Here is an 18,929-nt window from a genome sequence, read left to right as displayed (position 1 = left end):
GCGTCATCCGAAAACGTCTCGATTTGTAACATCTGGAGCCAATATTGCCGCCTAGATGTTACAGATTTAGACAAACTGGTGTGACGGGCTGAGCTGCCCCGCCCAGGCAGCGGCAAAAGAAAAGGTAGATTTTCAGGCATGTCCCAAAAATCTACCTTTGCTGTGCGTTAGCCCAGCAGGTCGATGACGTTGAAGCCGGCGTTGCTCTTGGCGATGACGTCTCGGCCGCCAAAGACGCAGGTGGGCGAGACGGCTGCGATGCACGTCACGTCGGCGCCGAGCGAGCGTAGCTCACCGGGCGTGGCGGCGAGCATCTGGGCGCGGCGCTCCTCGCGTGCATGTGGATCGAGTCCGGCCAGGTAGGTCGTGTTGCGGCGTTTGGTGAGCGCGTACGGCTTCACCGGCGCATCCATGCCGCTCACGCAGCTCACGATAAAGCCCTCAAAGGCTGCCTCGTCGGGCTCAAAACCGCCGAGCCATTCGCCTGCGCGCGCCACGCGCTCAATCGAAGGATCGACCGCCGGGTCGCGGTAGGTGTAGAACGCGGCCTGACGCTCGCCTGCCGCGCGGAATCCGCAGCCGTAGGCCCCGCCCTTCACGCGGATCTCGTTCCACAGGTAGTCGTAGGAGAGCGCGTTGGCGGCAACCGCCCAGGCGCCCGTCACGTCAATGCCCAGGCGACGCGGGTCGCATGCGCTTGCCGCAAAGCAGATGTCGCTGGGGATGACGAAAGCCTCGTGACGGTCGCACGGCGTCGGCACCACGAGCGTGTCGCGGCCGGCAACAGCACCGTCGCCCGAGCCCAACCCCAGGTCGCCCGCGGCGGCCCAGTACGTGTCAAAGTCCTCATCGCTGCCGGTAAAGCTCGCCAGGCAGCCGTCGGCCACAAAGATGCGGCCTGCCAGCTCGGCAAGCTTGGCGCGCAGATTGTCCAGGCGCTCGTCAAAGTGGTCGAGCAGATCGCGCAGGAACAAGTAGAAGTCCACGCCCGAAAGCTGCTCGCGCACCACGGCCGAAGGCGAACTGTAGCTCATCGCGCGGCCAAGCGCCGCCGAGTGACCGTTGTTGATAAAGCCCTGCTCAAGCCCAATGCGAATCTGCGTGAGCACGTCGCGCACGCGGTCGGCGTCGGCATCAAGCAACAGCGTGCTCGACCACACCTCGCGCGGCAGGCTCGCCAGCGCATCGATCTTTTCGGACAGGGCGCCGGCGCTCACCAGCAGGTAGGGGCGCACGCCGTCCACGTCGGGCTGGGTCATGACCTCGGTCGTAAAGCTCAAAAAGCCCAGCCTGCCAGCGATGAGGTTGTCGAGCTCCTCGGCCGAGTGTTCGCTCGTGGGTAGCTGTTTGAGCAGGCGGCAGAGCAGGGTCACATAGGGCAGGTCTTCAAACGCGACGCAGCTCAGGTCGAAATACTGCATGGCGTAGGCCAAGCGGTTGGTGGGGATGCCGTGGCGCAGGCAGGGGATGGGCGCGGTCGTGTCCACGACCAGCGGCGGCTCGGGGCGCGCCTCGCCAATGTCGGACACGCGCAGGCGTGGCAGCGTGGCCTTGGCCTCGGGCGCGTCATCCGCCTCCTGCGCGGCGCGCAGCACGGCCGTGCGCTCGACCACATCGGCCAGCTCGGCATCGGTCATGGCGTCGCGCTTGGCTGCCAGCTCGGCGGCCTCGGCACCCTCCGAACCCTCGGCGGCATCCACCGGCACCAGCTCGACCAGCGCCATGTGGTCGTTTTCCAGCACGAGCTCGCGCAGCAGGTCCTCAAAATAGCTGCCGTCCAGCTCGCCGCGCAGCTCCTCGTACACCGGGCCGTATTTGAGCGCCAGCGTCGCGGCGTCGTCATCGTAGAGCCAGGTGCTCAGCGCGTCGCACGCAATGGCCACGCCGTCGGCGATACCGTAGTCGCGCTGGCGCAGGTCGTATTCGTTGCTGCTGATGATGGCCTCCAGGCGCTCGCGCGGAACGCCGTGCTCGCACAGGTCGCGGCAGGCGTCCTGGAACACGCGGCGCAGCTCGCGCGCCACGCCGGGCTGAGCGTTTTGCAGCATGATGAGCTCGTTGGGCTGCAGGCTCTCGGCCGCGGTGTAGCTCACCACGTTGCCGCCCAGGCCGGCGGCCAGAATGGCCTTCTTAACCGGCGCCTCGTTGGAACCCAGCAGTGCCTCGAACAGGATGTCCGCCGCGATCGTGCGCTTGCGGTCGAGCGCGCTGCCCAGCACAAGACCCAGGCCCACCAGGGCGTTCTCGGGTGTGGTTGCCATCTCGACACGCTTGTACTCGCAGGTCACGGGCGCCTGCACGACCAGCGGATTGGGCGCCAGCGTGGACGGGTCCTCGCCGGCGGCGACGGCTGCGTCCATGCGGCGGCTCGCGGCACTCGGCTGCGACAGATAGCGCTCGTCCAAAAAGGCCAGTGCACGGTCCACGTCCAGGTCGCCGTAGAGCGTGATGTAGGAGTTGGAAGGATTGTAGTGGCGCGCGTGCGTGTCCAGGAACTGCTCGTAGGTGAGCGCAGGGATCGCGCGCGGGTCGCCGCCGCTCTCGTGCGCATAGGCGGTGTCGGGATAAAGCGCGGCGTTGACGGCGTCGTCCAGCACGCTCATGGGGTCGGACAGCGCGCCCTTCATCTCATTGAAAACCACGCCGTTATAGCGTAGCGTTCCCTCGCGCAGGCTTGCGGAACTGCCGTTGCCCTCGCCCTCGGCGCCCTCCGGCAGGTCCAGCTCGTAGTGCCAGCCCTCCTGCTCAAAAATGGTGGGCTTGGTGTAGATGGCCGGGTTGAACACCGCGTCCAGGTACACGTCCATCAGGTTGTACAGATCCTGCTCGTTGGTGGTGGCAACGGGGTAGATGGTTTTGTCGGGGTAGGTCATGGCGTTGAGGAACGTCTGCATGGAACTTTTGATCAGGTCGACAAACGGCTCCTTGACGGGAAACTTGGCCGATCCGCACAGCACCGAGTGCTCGAGGATATGGAACACGCCGGTGGAATCGGCCGGCGGCGTCTTAAAGCCAATGGCAAAAGCCTTGTTTTCGTCGTCGCACGCCAGGTACAGCAGGCGGGCGCCCGAGGCGGTGTGGCGCAGCACGTAGGCGTCCGAGTCGAGCTCGAGCACGGTCTCGCAGCGCTCGACGGCAAAGCCGTGACAGGTGGTGCCGGGCACCAGCAGCGCGGCGGCAGCGGCGCGCGGGTCGGTTAAGGTGGTGGACATATGCAGTCTCCTTTGACGCCCCAGCGGGGACGAATCGAGTCGAATCCTCGAGAGTATACCCATATGAGGCCGCGGCTCTGCGGCGAACTGGAGACGATGTGGGTGGACTAGCCTAGCTAGGTTGATAACGAATGCCGCGGGTAGCCGCTGCATCCCGCTAAAGTGAAATAACACCCCGTTTACCGAATCATTTAGGAAATATATGGACTCCTAAAAAGTTCTAATACAATATAAGTCATCTATCTATAAGCTGCTGATTCCTTGCAAAGGTATGGTTGATATGGTTGAAGCAAATAGCGTTATCCCCCTGTACAAACAGATTGTTCGTGCGCTTTCTGATTCGATCGCCAACGGCACGTACCGCCCGGGAGATAAGCTCCCGACCGAGGCGGAGCTCATCGAGCAATTTGGCGTGAGCCGAATAACGGTTCGATCCGCAATTAAAGAAATGGAAGATGCTGGGCTTGTTGAGAGGGCCCGCGGCAAGGGCACGTTCGTTTCGTCGGACACACAGATGTATGCCGCGGACGACCGTGAGAGCTTTACCCATTCGTGCCAGCTTGCGGGAAAACAGGCGTCTACCAGGGTTCTCGCAATGGGCTGGGACTTCCCAAGCCTGCGAGACGCGAAGTTCCTGGGCGTAGACGATACCCAAAAGGTATTGCGTAGTCGTCGTCTGCGCCTTGTGGATGACAAGCCCACGATGCTGGAAACCAATAGCTATTCCGCTGCGCTTTCTTTTTTGGAGCATGAATCCCTCGAGGATTCGCTGATGGCGGTACTCGATCGCCAGGGGATCAAGATGGGCCCCAACACGCGTACGCTCGAGGTCTGCTATGCGAGCGAGCTCGAGGCGGCATACCTTAACGTGGAGCTGGACTCTCCGCTGCTTCTGTTTGTCGATAAACGTTATGCTCCAAGCGGCGAGCCGCTTTTCATCTCCCGTCAGGTGTACTGCACCGAGCGACTGAAGTTCTATCTGTAAGCAAGGGCGGCCGTTCTGTAAAAGGAGCGGCCGTTTTACCGACCAATTGTTACCGTTCGCGGAATTAGAGAATTAACGCACCGCAAAAAGGAAATTGCTTATATACTTTGTTATGACAATATAGTACGTCTTATTGATATTGGAGAACTATGAATAAGATATTGCTAGCGAGTCATGGTTATCTCGCCCAAGGTATGAAAAGCTCTCTGGAGATTCTGATGGGCGCCAACGACCGAATCGAGTGTCTGTGCGCCTATGTCGATGACGACACGAGGGATGTCGCAGCGCTTATCGATGCTTGGATGGAGTCGAAGGATCCGGCCGACACGTGGTTTGTCGTAACTGACATCTTTGGCGGCTCTGTAAACAACGAATTCATTCAGAGACAGACCACCGGATCGTTTACGTTGATCGCCGGAATGAACTTGCCGCTGCTGGTGGAAATGGTTACACAGCTGGACTCCCTGGATGCGGACAAGGCCAAAGCCGCGGTCGAGGGGTCGCGTTCGTTTATTCAGCTTTGCGAGGCGGCGGACATGCTTGCCGATGTCGAAGAAGAAGAGTTCTAGCTCAAGCTTCAACGAATAATTCAACCCTGTCATTACCTTTATTACGCGCGGAGATGATTACGATGATTAAGCTTACGAGGGTCGATTACCGATTGATTCACGGCCAGGTCGCCATGTCTTGGACGCATGCGCTGGATGTCGATTGCATCCTGTGTGCCAGCGATGCCGTGGCAAAAGACGACATGAGAAAAGCCGCTTTGAGGCTGGCTCGTCCCAACGGCGTGAAGCTCGTCATAAAAGACGTAAACGCGGCCATCGAGGCGCTCAACAGCGGCGTCACCGACAAGTATTCGCTGTTTATCATTGTCGAGACGATCGAGGATGCCTATCGCCTTGCTAAGGGTTGCAAAGACATCAAGGAGATCAATTTGGGCGGAACTCGAAAGTCTCCCGAGACCACGCTTCATCCGACCCCCGCGATCTTTGCGACCGAAACCGATGCCGAGCATATCCAAGAGCTTGTGAACGATGGCGTGGTTATCGAAATCCGTCAGGTTCCCAATGACTCAAAGGTATTTGCCAAGGACGTTTTCTAGCTGGAAACATGCCATTGTCTAGCATTTATTAACTAGATCCTCCTTTCTTTAGCCCGTCGATTATTTGATCGGCGGGCTTTTTATTAAAGAAAAATCAAAAAAATCTGAAATAGTTCTTGCATAGTTAGTTATATAAAGTATTATAACGTCATGGGATGAATGAAGGGTTCATCCAAGTGAGTTAGGAGTAAGGGATGTTCAATTTCGATGAGCCTCGTTACGAGAAGGTTGTGAGCGATGCCCTCGCTCTCCGTCCTCAGATTGAGGCTGCCGTGGACGAGGTCTGCGAGCAGGGTTATTCCAACATCTTCTTCATCGGCTGCGGCGGCACCTGGGCCCACACGCTCCCGATGAAGTATTGGGTCGAGACCACCACGGCCGACGTCGACGTCCACTGCGAGATCGCCGCTGAGTTCCTCGCATGCCCGCCCAAGACCTTCAACAAGGACTCGGTCTGCGTCTTCTCCACCCGTACCGGCACCACCCCCGAGATCATCGAGGCCGCCAAGTTCTGCCAGGAGCAGGGCGCCCGCACGCTGATGTATGTCTCCAACGACAACACCCCGGCCACTGAGTACGCCGATTACAAGTTCTTCAGCTTCGCCGAGGACGACGTTCTGTGCGAGGCCATCTACACCTACCAGATCACGCTGGTCGCCCGCTTCCTCAAGAACGCCGGCGCCTTCCCCAAGTACGACACCTTCATGGAGGAGTTCGGCAACATCGCTCCGTACCTCATCAAGGCCAAGGACGCCCAGGACGAGCGCTGCGCCGCCATGGCTGAGGACTTCAAGGACACCGACTACCACATGGTGATTGGCTCCGGCATGCTCTGGGGTGAGGCCTACGACTACGCTATGTGCATTCTCGAGGAGATGCAGTGGATCAAGACCAAGTCTATCCACGCCGCTGAGTTCTTCCACGGCACCATCGAACTGTGCGAGGAGGGCACGAGCCTCATCATGCTCTACGGCGAGGACGACACCCGCAAGCTCATGGACCGCGTGGACAACTTCACCCACATGCTCGCCGACGAGAAGGGCGTCAACGTCCGCGTGAACAAGTTTGACACCGCCGAGGTCGAGCTGCCGTTCAGCGACCCCGAGTTCCGCAAGATCGTCTCCCCGATGGTCACCTACACCATCACCGAGCGTCTGAGCTGCCATCTCGAGCACGTCCGTAACCACCCGCTCACCACGCGTCGTTACTATCACCAGATGAACTACTAATCCTCTCAAATTGCTGTGGTTGTCTGCAGACGAGCTGCGCAGAATGCCTCGCCTGCAGACCTGTTTCTGGGGTTGATCTAAATGGTTGTCCAGTATCTTCTAATTGCACTGGTCGCATTTATTGCGTCCATGGACGAGCAATTATTTGGCATTACGATGCTTGGTCGTCCGCTGTTTACGAGCCTGTTTGTCGGCCTGATTCTTGGCGATGTCCAGCAGGGCGTTATCGTCGGCGCTGCTTTGGAGTCCATGTTCATGGGCGCCATCATGGTCGGCGCGGCGGTTCCTCCCGAGGTCTATGCCTCCGGCGTGCTTGGCTGCGCGTTTGCCGTCATTACGGGTACGGGCACGGCAACTGCCGTCGCACTCGCCCTTCCCGTCTCCGTCTTCCTTCAGGTGTGGCGCAACTTCTGCTACGCCGTTCCGGGTGCCTTTGCCTGCAAGAAGATTGAGACCGCTCTGGCAAATCGCGATCTTGCCAAGGCGAATCTGTACCATCTGACCATCGTGCCGCTGTCGATTGGCATTCCGTCTGCACTGCTGGTGTTTTGCTCGCTGTTCTTTGGTGCCGACCTCATCAACAATGCGCTTAACGCTATTCCGCAGTTTGTGATGGACGGCCTCAACGTTGCGTCCGGCGTCATGGTCTGCATCGGCTTCGCTCTTCTTATTAGGACCATGGGCGACAACAAGCTTCTTCCTTGGCTGTTCATCGGCTTCATTATGGTCATTTACCTCAAGATGGACGTGGTCGGCGTCGCCGCAGCTGCCATTTGCGTCGCGCTGCTCCTGGCCTTCCGCGAGGGCTCGTCCGGTCCGCAGGCGGTTGCTGCAGATGAAGAGGAGGACTTCTAATGGCTACCCAGAACACCGACCTCAAAGAGGCCAAGAAGGATGCGATTATGACTCCCGATATGTATCGGAGCATGTTCCTTCGCCAGTTTACGAGCCAGTGCTCGCAGTCGTACGACAAGATGATGGCAATGGGCTTCATGTACACCATTCAGAAGCCCCTGCGAAAGATCTATCCCAACGACGACGATTACTATGCGGCGCTCGATCGCCATACTGAGTTCTTTAACATCACGCCTCATGTGCTTCCGTTTGTAGCCGGCCTAACGGTTTCGATGGAAGAGCAGGCGGCTGCCGATAAGAACTTCGACACGTCCTCGATTAACGCCATGAAGGTCGGCCTCATGGGACCGCTTTCCGGCATTGGCGATTCGTTCTACTGGGGTACGTTCCGCGTGGTCGCTGCCGGCATTGGTATTGGTATCGCTTCGACGGGCAACCCGCTCGGCCCCATCGTGTACGCGCTCATTTACTCCGTGATTAACTTTGCAACGCGTATCGTCGCAGCCCATCTGGGATACGACCTGGGAACCAAGTTTTTGCAGCAGTCCGAAGAGAACAACCTTATGTCTCGCATGACGCATGCTGCCGGTGTCCTCGGAATGACCGTTATCGGCGCCATGATTGCGGCACAGGTCTCACTGTCCACTGCCTTGACCTTTGACGTGGGCGGTTCGGAGATTGTCCTGCAGGATCTGTTCGATTCGATCTTCCCCGGTCTGCTGCCCTTGCTGGCAACCTTTGCCTGCGTCGCCCTGTACAAAAAGGGCGTCAAGACCATTTGGATCATCTTGGGCATCTTTGCAATCTGCATCATCGGAACGGGCTTGGGAGTGTTCGCGGCGGCGTAATGTTAACTCCTATGCTCGCGCGTTGGATAGCTAACTGACCGTTTGAAAACGGGGCTCGGCGTAAGGCCGGCCCCGTTTTTTTGAGGGATTTTCCGACTGTCCAAAAATCCACGCTCGTCCATTGCTTACGCATCTCTCATCTCTCATTCGTCACTAATACGAGAGATAACAGAAAGACGAGAGATGAATATGAGAGATAACTGAGCAGCAAAGAGACAAGAAATCACGGTATTGTCTCAATACTGATTGTTCTACCAGCAAAAACATGTTTAAATGAAACAGATGGTAGATATCTTATCTCTCATCTTTCACTCATCTCTAATACGAGAGATAACAGAGAGACAAGAGATAATTACGAGAGATAACTGAGAGACGAAGGAAATCTATTCGCGGCATTCTCCGCCGGACCGAGCGAAAGGACGTGCAGATGAACGAGAACGAACTGATCGGTCTGCTCGAGTCTTTAAGGCGCATGGGCTCGGACGATCTTAGCGTCGAGGTCAAGGAGAGCGCCACGACGCTTTCTCGCGACGTATGGGAAACGGTTAGCGCATTCGCGAATACCGCCGGCGGAATTATCGTGCTCGGCGTGAGCGAGCGCGCGGGCTTTGTCCCGGTTGAGGACTTTGAGACCGAGAAGGTGCTCAACCAATTTGTCGCAGGCATGGGTGATGCCGGCGGTCGCGGAAAACTGGCCAATCCGCCCAAATACACTATTGAGCGCGTGGAGCTTCGGGGCACCGTGGTTCTCGTTATCACGATTGAGGAGCTCGACCCGTCGAGCAAGCCCTGCTATGTAATAGAACGCGGCGCCCAGGGCGGCAGCTACAAGCGCGTCGATGACAAAGACGTACCCCTTTCGTCGACCGAGGTTTTGGCACTGTCGTCATATGAACGGACGAGTCCTAGCGATCGCGATGCGGTGCCCGGCACGAGTGCGGGCGATCTCGACGAGTCGCTGGTCGACCGCACGATAGAGCGTGCCTATTCGTTGACGCCTCGAGCGATGCGCGGTGCGGCGGACAAGAAGACAAAGATGGAGCGTCTGAATTTCCTCGACTTCCAGGGCAAAGTTACTAAGGCCGGGCTCCTGGCTGCGAGTGCCTATCCTCAGCAGTTCTATCCTAAGCTCTTTATCGATGTGGCGGTCTATGCCGGAACGCAGAAGGGCGCGGCGGGGTCGTTGAGGTTCATGGACCGTACGATCTGCGAGGGAACGTTGGGCGAAATGGTCTCGGATGCCGTCGCGGCAGTCGCCAAGAATTTGCGGCGAACCTCGACGATCCAAGGCGTCTCGCGTGTCGACTCGCTGGAGATTCCCGAGGAGGTCCTGCGCGAGGCAATCGCCAACGCCGTAATCCACCGAGAATACGGAGATCGGTTCTGTGGGCAGTCGATCGCTGTTGACGTCTTTGATGACCGTATCGAAGTGACGAACCCCGGCGGCCTATACGGAGGAAAGACTCGCGAGAACTTGTTTGACGGCAGCTCCCGGTGCCGCAACGCGACGCTCATGAAACTCATGTCGATTGTTCCGCTGCCGGATGGCGCAGGTTCGCCGGCTGAGGGCAATGGCTCGGGCATCCCGATGATGATCGATGCCATGCGCGCGCATGGTCTGGCCGAGCCCCTGTTCTGCCCGGGGTTCGATCGGTTCAAGGTCGTACTTTACCGTTCAAAGATCGAGCCGGTCGATCATGGCGGGGGCTTAATTGTGACGGCACTCAAACACTACGGCGAGCTGGGGACGCGTGAACTGGCAGAACGCACGGGGCTTACAATTTCCCAGGTTAGGTCGCGCGTCAACGCGCTCATTGCTCAAGGCGAGCTTGAGCCCACGGCGCCGGCGACGAGCCGCAACCGCAAGTATCGACTGTCAGAGCGCGTGGAATAAATGCGTTAGTGGACGAGGCGACCCAATAATCGACCCTCAATTGGCGCCCACTAAGGTAAGGCGGTTGTTGCTCAGTCGACGGTGATGCTGAAGATTCGGCTTACGCCGGCATGGCCCCGAACCCGTCCATCAAGAACAGCCTAAGAACCAGCTTGATGACATATCCCGGTTTGACTTCTGCCGCGTCAAAGACGTGGCGCTCGGCGAGCTCGCTGCAGTATGCGTAGATATCGCGGATAAGGTCCGCGCCCGAAAGCGTAAACATGTAGCCCGCGTCCGAAAGCGCATTGGGCGCGGCGGGCAACTTGGCCATGTGGCAGAACGTCTGCAGGTCGGGCGCCATAACATTCTGGTAGTCGAGGTGGCCGCTGGCATCCTGTGCGGCAAGCTCCAATTGGCGCACAAAATCCAGCGCCGCCGCTAACACAAAGCTCGGCGTAGGCGCATTGACGTCCTGAGTGGTCGCCACAAGCCTGCCCGCCGCTTGCGTGACAAGCCAAGCGACCTCGCGCTGGCAGCGCACGGCCTTGCGCGTCACCGGCTTGATGGACGAAGAAGAAACGCTTCCCTTAGGCGGATTCGAAGCAGCCATAAGACCCTCCCATGAACAATCCGGCCCAACAAGCCCGGATGAAACACGTGCTACATCAGTATACAGGGGAGTGGGATAGCGGGGTATGAGCGCGCCAGCGGCAAACCGAGAGCATCAACGATGTGCCGATCGCGGAATGAGATCTCGTAATAATTGACTCTCGGCCATATTATTGAGGGGCATGACTCGCGTTCGTATGGTTGTAGGTGCTGGCGATGAACGACATTGACCTTGCTGTTCCGTTGATGGATGGACCAAGCTATGACCGTGCCTGCAGTCTCGTGCCTTCCGAATACGTTGAGGCATGGGAGTGGTTTCTGGGTGAGGAACAGCGCGGCGGCGTTTGGACCAGCCTTCCGCACCGCACCAAGGAAGATAGCCCTCAGTATCAGTATCGTTTGAGAATTGGCGCGGACTTCTTTCCCGTAACGCGGGATTCAGGGATCTTCTGGCCGGGCCAGAACCGGGTGAAGCAAGATCCCAATAAGATCTTTGCGCTTTCGGTCCATAACTCTAAAAAGAGCTTCTACACCGATGTTCCTCCGCTCTATTTGGATGACGGTACGTGGGTCATTAAGTATTCGGTTCAAGCGCCAGGCGCCGTTGGTTCTCGAGACCAGAATTACAACCGTAAAATGCTCAACTGCATGGAATATGGCGTACCAGTCGGAGTCATATTTGCAACCGAGGTGGGCTATAAGGTGCTTGGCCTTGCGTTTGTTGAACGGTTTGAGCCCGAAAACGGCTGGTTTGTTCTGCATGGTCCCGTTCATAAAGGCGGACCGGACCCTCGTTTTGCATCCGACATGAGCTATCTGAAGCACATGCCAGTCGACATTGAGTTTGCCGGACAGAGTGCGACCGATGACGAAAAAGTTCGCTATGCGTTGAGACGCGAGCGATTGGGGCAGCAATGGTTCCGCAAGCAGCTCATTGCCGCCTATGATGGTCGCTGCGCGGTGTCGGGTTGTGGGGTTAACGAGGCACTGGAGGCTGCACATATCGAGAATTACTCGGGACCCAAATCACAGGTTGCCAGCAATGGCATTCTGCTTCGGCGCGATTTTCATGCTCTATTCGATGCTCATCTGATTTCGTTTGAGCCTGTTTGCGGCGAATATCGGCTGTGCGGATCGTACCTGCTGGATAAGACCGACTACGCTTCCTTTGCAGGTGCGACGCTAAGGCAGCCGAATGAGCGTCAGTGGCGACCCAATGCGGTGTTTCTCGAGGCCCATCGCATTGAGTTTGATCGCTCGGAAAAGAAGCGTGAAAAGGCGGGGCTTCTGCCGTATTAGCGTATTTGGCTTTGGCGGTCTTTTACGATCGTGTTGTTTGATCGGATCGCGTGGCGATGCAATCTCGTGCACGCCCGCCGGTGCATGCTCTTCCTGATTTGGATAGCGAGAGAGGAGCGCGTGTGAGCTGGAGAGGCGATATTGCGATGGGGAAGTACGGAAAACTGCCGTGTGCCCTTATCGACAACAATATGTTTCCGGGCGTAGAGGTTGATTGCGGGTCGTTTGCCGTCTCCTGTCCTTATTGCGGCTCACAAATATCGTGTCTCGATATTCGGTTCATCGATGCGCGCGACAGACTCAGCGACGAAGTGAGAAAACGGACGGGCGTTCATATGCCGGTGTATCCGGAGAAATGCCCTGTTTGCGGCCTCGATATCGTGTATGACGTTTGCGACGGGGGATAGGTGATGCGGAGGAGCTGGCTGTGAAGGCCTCTCCGTCTCTACAAATAAACCCCCTCACCGAGCTGCTTGTGGAACTCGGCGTGATGGTCGCGTGCCCAGGTAAAGAGTGCCTGGTCAAAATTGGTATGCGTGGCCGGAACGCCAAAGACGCCGGCAACTTCGACGCGCACAAACTCCAGTGCCGGCAGCTTGTTGATGGCAGTGAGGGCAAACGGGGACGTGGGTTCTTCGAACAGATAGCGGCTGCCTTGCAGCGCGCCGCAACTGGTGCACGTGTTGCCGAGTGATGGGGCTTTGGAGGCTCGCGCGCCTACGGGCTTGTAGCCACAGCGCTTAGAAAGATAGTCGCGGATCTCGCCCGGGACGCAGCCAAGAGCGGGAACAATGGCGAGCGCGTTGGCATTGGTCGTGTCGATGGCAATGTGCCCGGCCTTGTTGGGTGCGTGCGCGATGGCGATGCCCTCGCTGTCATCGGCTCGATAGGGAATGCCGAAGGCCGCGACCGAGGTCTCTTTGTGGCATTTCCAGCATTCGCGCTTGCCCAGTACTAGATATATATACGGCGCAGAGGGGTCGGATCGGTCAACACCGGGCAGCCACTCGGCAAAGGGCTCGGGGTTGACGCCGCTGGGTACATACCAGATCTTCTTGGTCCGGTCCCATTTGGCGCCCAGCGCCTTGGCTTCTTCTTTGCGCGAAAAGGGAACATCGAGCTCGGTGCGCATGGTGGCTCCTTGGTGCTACAGGTGTAAGTGGCTCAAGGATACCGCAGGGTGTGGACGTTGTGGCGTTTTGCCGAGAAGCCGCGGTGAGGACTGGTTGGTTACGCCTTGGATAAACTGGCAAGTAGATGGTCGGCTTTTGGCCAGTTGGGCGGCAACCTTGCCAAAAACTTGACGGATTGCGGTTTGGGCATCGGCGAATGAACACTTTGGCGCACCTCGGCGAAAAAACCGCCGGTCGTTTACCGGAAACTTAACAGGACCGCCAGCCCCCGCCGGCGTGCGTGCTATCTTCGCGCCATGAGGTACTTTATCGTTTCACATAACGCCGCATTGGCGCTGTTGGCGCACATGCCGAACCCTCGCTTTGGGGATTCGGAGCCAGAGGTCGTGTCGATTGCAGGTGCCTGTGCGCTCTTGGACCAAGAAGCGCAGGAGGTTATCGATCGCTATGACCTGGGGATCGAAACGCTGGATTTGCTGGTGCCGTCGCGCGCCGGCCGTCGGCAGAGCAAGCATGTTAAGACGCATCTGTGCACCAACGAGCTCCCGGCGGGTTCGTTTATCTCGCTGGGCCACTGGATGGGCGACCTTGATGCGTATGTGTGCTCTCCCGAGCTGGCGTTTTTGCAGGCTGTGCACGATGGCGATGTGGCAGCGGCCGTCTATGCCGGCTATGCGATGACATCGGATTACCGGCTGGATAACCTTGCTCCCGGTGGGGTAACAGGCAGGGGTGCGGGCATGCGCGATAGCAGGCTCACGACTAAGGAGCTCATCGCGGCGTATATCGAGAAGTCACCCAAGGTGAGGGGTATCGCGAAGGCAAAGGCGCTGCTTGCATATGTGATCGAGGGGTCGCGCTCTCCGAGGGAGTCGGGGCTCTGCATGTTTATGTCGCTGCCTGCGCGCTACGGCGGGTATGCATTGGGCAAGGTCGAACTTAACAAGAAGGTCTTCATTCGCGATGGATACAATGACGGACGCGATCACAAGCTTCGCGTGTTGGAGCGCACACCCGACATAACGCTTACGGCTAAAGTCGAGGTGGGCATGGATAAAGTAAAGGCCGGGCTGCTGCCAGAGGTGCTGACCGCGATGGTCGATTACGACAGCGATGCCATTCATGACGGACGCGAGAAGATTTACAAGGATGCCGAGCGCCGCAACGAGTTGGAGCTGTTGAGCGGCGTGGCACACTTCACCGTGACGACTGAGCAGGCAAATGACTACGACAAGCTCATCCGGCTGTGCGAACGCATCCGACGGAAGCTGCACCGGAACAAGCGACCCATTTTTAACAAGCCCATGAGCGAGGAGCAGCGATACTTTGCCCTCAAGCGCGTCGAAGCGAAGCGGTTTAAGCTTTGGCAGGCCGTAATCGAGGCGCGTCAACATTGGTAGGGGCGGTTGCTGGGCATGGGACCAAGGGCCTCATTGTCAGGTCTAATACTTTTCCCGAGAAGTGAACGAGTCAAAACGGACCCCCGAAACATCGACACTTTTGGTGGCTTATTTCCTGCGGTTTTATCATTGGAATCCTGCGGTTTTGGCTGTAAAAAGTGTGGATGCTTCAGGGGTCCAAATAAGGTCGTTCACTTCTCGGGAAAAGTATTAGACCTGATTATGGGAAGGTTGTCCGGATGTGGCCGCGAGGCTTGCGAAGGCCAGATCGGGGCAGTCGACAAGACTGTTTGGGTGATTTTGGGGCTGATTGGGGCGATCGCCGGGGTTGTCTGGGCGACTTTGGGTGTGGCAGGGGTAATTGCCGGCGATACCGAAGCAACTTGGGGTCTGCCGGGATGATTGCCGGTTATGTAGAGGCGATATCAGCCTCGATTGGGATGGTTATTGGAGCTGCCGAAGCGGTTTTGGGTGCCACGGCGCCCTTTTGGCTTAGCACATAAAACAAAACAGCCCAGAGGCATAGCCTCTGGGCTGCGAACATTTGGTGGGCGTTACAAGATTTGAACTTGTGACCTCTTCCGTGTCAGGGAAGCGCTCTCCCCCTGAGCTAAACGCCCGATCAAGGGTGCGCAAGTGCGCAAGGGATAATATAACGGAGCTTGAACTCGGTGGCAAGAATATTTTTTAAAATCGCTAACGTTGTGGAATCAAAGGGCTTTGTCGCGCCCATTTTAAAAGAGCTCGCTGCCGTGATTTGGCTGTCGCATAATGCAAAGCCGTTGCGATGCCGAACCATGGAAGAGACGTCTGCGGAATTGTCCTACCGATAAGCGGACAAGCCCCCAGCTGGTGCCTTCGCCGTGGTAAGGTAAGCCGAATTGTTTCCAGGCTGTTTCGGGGGAGCGGGATGAGCAAAGAGCGTGTCGAGCAGGTCGAAGGCACAGGGACTTCGGTGCCGATGACCGATATATCGAACATTGATGTGCCCGAGGGCACCGATGAGCTCAGCCGCAGCACCCGCCGTGCATGGCGCGACCGCCTCAACGATGCCCAGACGCGCAAGATGATCGTGGGCATGTTGGCTACGCTCGTGGGCGGCTCGTTTTGGGGCTTCTCGGGCACCAGCGCGAGTTTTTTGTTCGATACCTACCATGTCGATACGCTGTGGCTTATGAGCATACGACAGATTCTCGCCGGCCTGCTCTTTATGGCTGTGGTTGTCACGCGCGACCGCGCACGCCTGGTTAAGCTTTGGACGACGCCGACCGACCGCAAGCAGCTGTTGCTCTTTACCGCCTTTGGCCTGCTGTTCAACCAGTTTTGCTATCTTTCGGCCGTGCGCCTGACCAACGCCGGAACCGCGACGGTCCTTCAGTGCCTGCAGCTGGTCATCATCATGGGATATACCTGCATCACCGATCGCCGCAAACCGCGCATGCGCGAGGTTATCGGTATTGGCCTGGCCCTTGGCGGCACGTTTTTGATCGCCACCGGCGGCGACCCCACGAGCCTGAGCATCTCGCCGCTCGGTCTGGTGGCGGGTCTTATGTGCGCGGTGAGCGCCACCTGCATGGCGGTGATTCCCGCCAAGATCCTGCCCGAATACGGCAGCCCCATCGTTACAGGCTCTGCCATGCTCACGGCAGGCGTGGTCTCGTGCGTTTTCGTGCAGCCGTGGGCCCATATGCCGGCGCTCGATGCCGCCGGCGTCGAGGCGCTCGCGGTGTTTGTGGTCGTGGGCTCGTTTTTGGCGTACATGCTCTATATGCAGGGCGTCAAGGACATCGGCTCGGTGCGCGCGAGCCTCATCGGGACCGTGGAGCCGGTCTCGGCAACCGTTACCAGCGCCGTTATGCTGGGCACGGTATTTTTGCCGACCGACCTTATCGGCTTTGCCATGATTATCGTAATGATGTTTTTAACGGTGTAGTCGACGCAGCGGCTGATACAAGTTAAAAACTGAATAGGGATTCGCGCATGTTGCGTGTAATCAGGACGCATGTCTGGAGTTTAGCTGCGCGCGTTCAATATGACATAAACTGATAACGTTTATCGACTTTTGTATTGCGAGGATTTCTCTATGGCTGGAAATCATTTTAAAGGTAGCGGAGACGGCCGTTCTGCGGTCCCGCCGCGTTCTAACGGGGCGGGAAGGCCCAGCGCTCCGGGTGGCATTGGCCAGAACGGCGCCGGCAATCGCACGTCTCCGGGCGAGACGGCGATGTTCACCGCTCTGTATGAGCAGTCTCAGAAGGCAAAAAAGGCGGCCCGCGCAAACGGCCAGGCCGCTGCGACCGGGGCTACCCCCGCAGTGCCACCGCGCGAGGTCTCCGCAAATCCCGCAGGCAATGCAGGCAGCGCCAATGCTGCCGGCAACACCTCGTCGCTCAAGGATGCAGGCATCACGGGCAACTTGGGCACGATTTACACGGGAGCTTCCGAGACCGGCACGTTTGCCCGTCTGGACGATAGCGGTGCCGAGTTTGTGGGCTCGGGTTCCAAAGAAGACTATTACGATTTTGGCCTGAACTACGGCGGCGGCACTTCGTCGAGCACGACGTCGGACGGGCTGGTCCGTCATCGTCATCGCAAGGGCGAGAACAAGAACCGTTATGCCGCCACAGCGGTCGTTGCTGTCGTCGCGGTTGTCCTCGTTGCACTTGGCGTGAGCGGCTTCATGTTCTTTAACTCGGCAAAGACCGTGAAGGCCCAGGCAAAGGAGGCCGTGGGTATCGTCGCAGACCTTAAGGGTAAGGTCACGTCGGGCGATTTTTCGACCCTGCCCGACGATGCGAAGAAGATCAACGACCTTTGCAGCAGCATGAAGGCGGAGACCTCGAGCCCGGTGTGGACGATGGCCTCGTTCATTCCGGTGTATGGCAGCGATATTAGCGCCGCCCGCACCATGGTCGACGCTCTGTCCGATGTTTCGAGCGGCGCGCTGGTCCCCATGGCCGATAATCTCGCTCAGGCAACGCCTGGCAAGCTGTTCCAGGACGGGACAATCAACGTGTCCGCGCTGCAGGCGGTCGCCGATTCGCTCTCCGATAGCTCGAAGGCGTTCAAGAGCGCCAACAAAAAGGTGCAGGGTATTGGCGATACGCATATCGCCCAGGTGACCGAGCTGGTCGATAAGGCAAAGGACGGCTTTGCCACTCTGGACGGTGTAGTCGACGCGGCAGAGAAGATCGCCCCCGTTCTGCCCCAGATGCTCGGCGTCAACGGCCAGACGCGCCATTATCTTGTGCTCGCGATGAGCAATGTCGAGATCCGCGCCTGCGGCGGTTTCCCGGGTTCTCGCGGCGTGATGTCGGTGACTGACGGTAAGCTCGAACTGGGCGATTTTGTCAAAGTCGACTTGATGAAAGAGCCTTTGAGTCCGCTTCCCATCACCGATGAAGAGGCAAACTTGTTCACGACCGGATGGGGCCTGACGGGATTCAACACGCTCGGATACACGATGGGCGACGTTACGATGACGCCCGATTATCCGCGTGCGGCTCAGCTTGTCAGCGATATGCAGAAGGCCATTGTCGGAGATGACATCGACGGCGTATTTGCAGTCGATCCGGTATTTTTGCAGTATATGCTCGGCATTGTAGGCGGCACGCAGCTTCCCGACGGCACCGTCGTCGACGGAAGCAACGCTGCAAAGGTACTGATGCACGATGTTTATTGGAATTACCCGGCAGAGGAACAGGACGCCATTTTTGCGGCGGTTGCCGGATCGGCTTTTAACAAGATCGTGGACGAACTGGGCTCCAGCGATATTACTAAGATCGCTGCCGCCATCGAAAAGGGTGCTTCCGAGGGTCGCATCCTGATGTATTCGAGAAACGACGACGAGGAAAAGGCCGCGAAGGCCCTTGGCATCTCCGGCGCTCTCCAAACCGATACGTCGGAGGCTCCGATCTTGGGCGTCTATGTGAACAACTACAGTTACTCAAAGATGGATTGGTTTCTCGATAAGCGAGTCACCATCGATTCTTCGGTTGAAAATGCCGACGGTTCGACGACGTATCGAGTGACCACTACGCTCAAGAACACGATGACCCCCCAGGAGAAGGCCGAGATGCCTGGTTATTTCCAGGGCCATAACGGCATTAGCCAGGATATTGATGACGAGGTGCTGAGACTCTATCTCTATGCTCCCGCGGGAGGCAGCATTTCGGACATTAAGACTTCGGGCTCCGGTTCTATCGAGATGAGCGAAGCGACGCACGATGGCCTGAAGGTTGCATGGGGCGGCGTCCACATGCTTCTTGGACAAGACATAAAGGTTGAGTACACGGTCACGACTTCGAAGGACTCTGGGCACAAAGAGCTTGAGGTTCGTACCACGCCGACCGCTCAAACGTTCGAACAGGATAAGTAA

At 57.9% G+C, this 18,929-nt stretch carries 14 protein-coding genes and 1 tRNA gene; 11 read left to right on the top strand and 4 right to left on the bottom strand.

What is annotated here, in order from left to right; translation table 11 throughout:
* Positions 1-167: 167 nt before the first annotated feature.
* On the bottom strand, positions 168-3,212 hold the full coding sequence (locus ACTNBB_RS02705; RefSeq protein WP_441056561.1) for an insulinase family protein: 3,045 nt from the start codon (positions 3,210-3,212) through the stop codon (positions 168-170).
* A gap of 280 nt (positions 3,213-3,492) precedes the next feature.
* On the opposite strand from ACTNBB_RS02705, the gene ACTNBB_RS02700 reads away from it, so the two are divergent.
* From ACTNBB_RS02700 to ACTNBB_RS02670, 7 genes are all read left to right on the top strand, one after another.
* Entirely contained in the window at positions 3,493-4,197 is a 705-nt protein-coding gene (locus ACTNBB_RS02700) for a GntR family transcriptional regulator (RefSeq protein WP_152067323.1), read from the top strand.
* Between the two features lie 149 nt (positions 4,198-4,346).
* The gene (locus ACTNBB_RS02695) at positions 4,347-4,766 is read left to right on the top strand and encodes a PTS sugar transporter subunit IIA (protein ID WP_152067324.1); all 420 of its coding nucleotides are present in this window, start codon (positions 4,347-4,349) and stop codon (positions 4,764-4,766) included.
* Positions 4,767-4,828: 62 nt separating this feature from the next.
* The gene (locus ACTNBB_RS02690) at positions 4,829-5,302 is read left to right on the top strand and encodes a PTS sugar transporter subunit IIB (RefSeq protein WP_138339750.1); all 474 of its coding nucleotides are present in this window, start codon (positions 4,829-4,831) and stop codon (positions 5,300-5,302) included.
* A 194-nt stretch (positions 5,303-5,496) separates the two neighbouring features.
* Complete coding sequence (locus ACTNBB_RS02685) at positions 5,497-6,531, top strand: SIS domain-containing protein (RefSeq protein WP_117640663.1); 1,035 nt, start codon at positions 5,497-5,499, stop codon at positions 6,529-6,531.
* Between the two features lie 81 nt (positions 6,532-6,612).
* Complete coding sequence (locus ACTNBB_RS02680) at positions 6,613-7,386, top strand: PTS mannose/fructose/sorbose/N-acetylgalactosamine transporter subunit IIC (protein ID WP_152067325.1); 774 nt, start codon at positions 6,613-6,615, stop codon at positions 7,384-7,386.
* The gene (locus tag ACTNBB_RS02675) at positions 7,386-8,234 is read left to right on the top strand and encodes a PTS system mannose/fructose/sorbose family transporter subunit IID (protein WP_138339748.1); all 849 of its coding nucleotides are present in this window, start codon (positions 7,386-7,388) and stop codon (positions 8,232-8,234) included. Before ACTNBB_RS02680 ends, ACTNBB_RS02675 begins: the two co-directional genes overlap by 1 nt.
* Positions 8,235-8,661: 427 nt before the next feature.
* Positions 8,662-10,128, top strand: coding sequence for an ATP-binding protein (locus ACTNBB_RS02670; RefSeq protein WP_441056565.1), 1,467 nt, complete (start codon positions 8,662-8,664; stop codon positions 10,126-10,128).
* Between the two features lie 100 nt (positions 10,129-10,228).
* Here ACTNBB_RS02670 and ACTNBB_RS02665 read toward each other — a convergent pair whose 3' ends face one another.
* Complete coding sequence (locus tag ACTNBB_RS02665) at positions 10,229-10,720, bottom strand: hypothetical protein (RefSeq protein WP_226790459.1); 492 nt, start codon at positions 10,718-10,720, stop codon at positions 10,229-10,231.
* A 215-nt stretch (positions 10,721-10,935) separates the two neighbouring features.
* On the opposite strand from ACTNBB_RS02665, the gene ACTNBB_RS02660 reads away from it, so the two are divergent.
* Entirely contained in the window at positions 10,936-12,018 is a 1,083-nt protein-coding gene (locus tag ACTNBB_RS02660; RefSeq protein ID WP_441056567.1) for an HNH endonuclease, read from the top strand.
* 445 nt (positions 12,019-12,463) lie between these two features.
* Here ACTNBB_RS02660 and ACTNBB_RS02655 read toward each other — a convergent pair whose 3' ends face one another.
* Complete coding sequence (locus tag ACTNBB_RS02655) at positions 12,464-13,150, bottom strand: DUF5710 domain-containing protein (protein WP_441056569.1); 687 nt, start codon at positions 13,148-13,150, stop codon at positions 12,464-12,466.
* A 387-nt stretch (positions 13,151-13,537) separates the two neighbouring features.
* Between ACTNBB_RS02655 and ACTNBB_RS02650 the strand changes: the two genes are divergently transcribed.
* Entirely contained in the window at positions 13,538-14,551 is a 1,014-nt protein-coding gene (locus tag ACTNBB_RS02650) for a hypothetical protein (RefSeq protein ID WP_441071019.1), read from the top strand.
* Between the two features lie 545 nt (positions 14,552-15,096).
* On the opposite strand, the gene ACTNBB_RS02645 is transcribed toward ACTNBB_RS02650, so the two are convergent.
* Positions 15,097-15,171 (bottom strand) — tRNA-Val (locus ACTNBB_RS02645).
* Positions 15,172-15,461: 290 nt separating this feature from the next.
* On the opposite strand from ACTNBB_RS02645, the gene ACTNBB_RS02640 reads away from it, so the two are divergent.
* Together ACTNBB_RS02640 and ACTNBB_RS02635 are read left to right on the top strand one after the other, a co-directional pair.
* On the top strand, positions 15,462-16,484 hold the full coding sequence (locus ACTNBB_RS02640) for a DMT family transporter (RefSeq protein ID WP_441056573.1): 1,023 nt from the start codon (positions 15,462-15,464) through the stop codon (positions 16,482-16,484).
* A 150-nt stretch (positions 16,485-16,634) separates the two neighbouring features.
* The gene (locus ACTNBB_RS02635; RefSeq protein WP_441056575.1) at positions 16,635-18,929 is read left to right on the top strand and encodes a DUF4012 domain-containing protein; all 2,295 of its coding nucleotides are present in this window, start codon (positions 16,635-16,637) and stop codon (positions 18,927-18,929) included.

Origin of the sequence: Collinsella sp. HCP28S3_B9 (assembly GCF_052066095.1) — a bacterium.
Classification (GTDB): Bacteria; Actinomycetota; Coriobacteriia; order Coriobacteriales; family Coriobacteriaceae; genus Collinsella.
The sequence above is the reverse complement of the archived record's forward strand: the minus strand, read 5'-3'. Positions and strand labels throughout refer to the sequence as shown.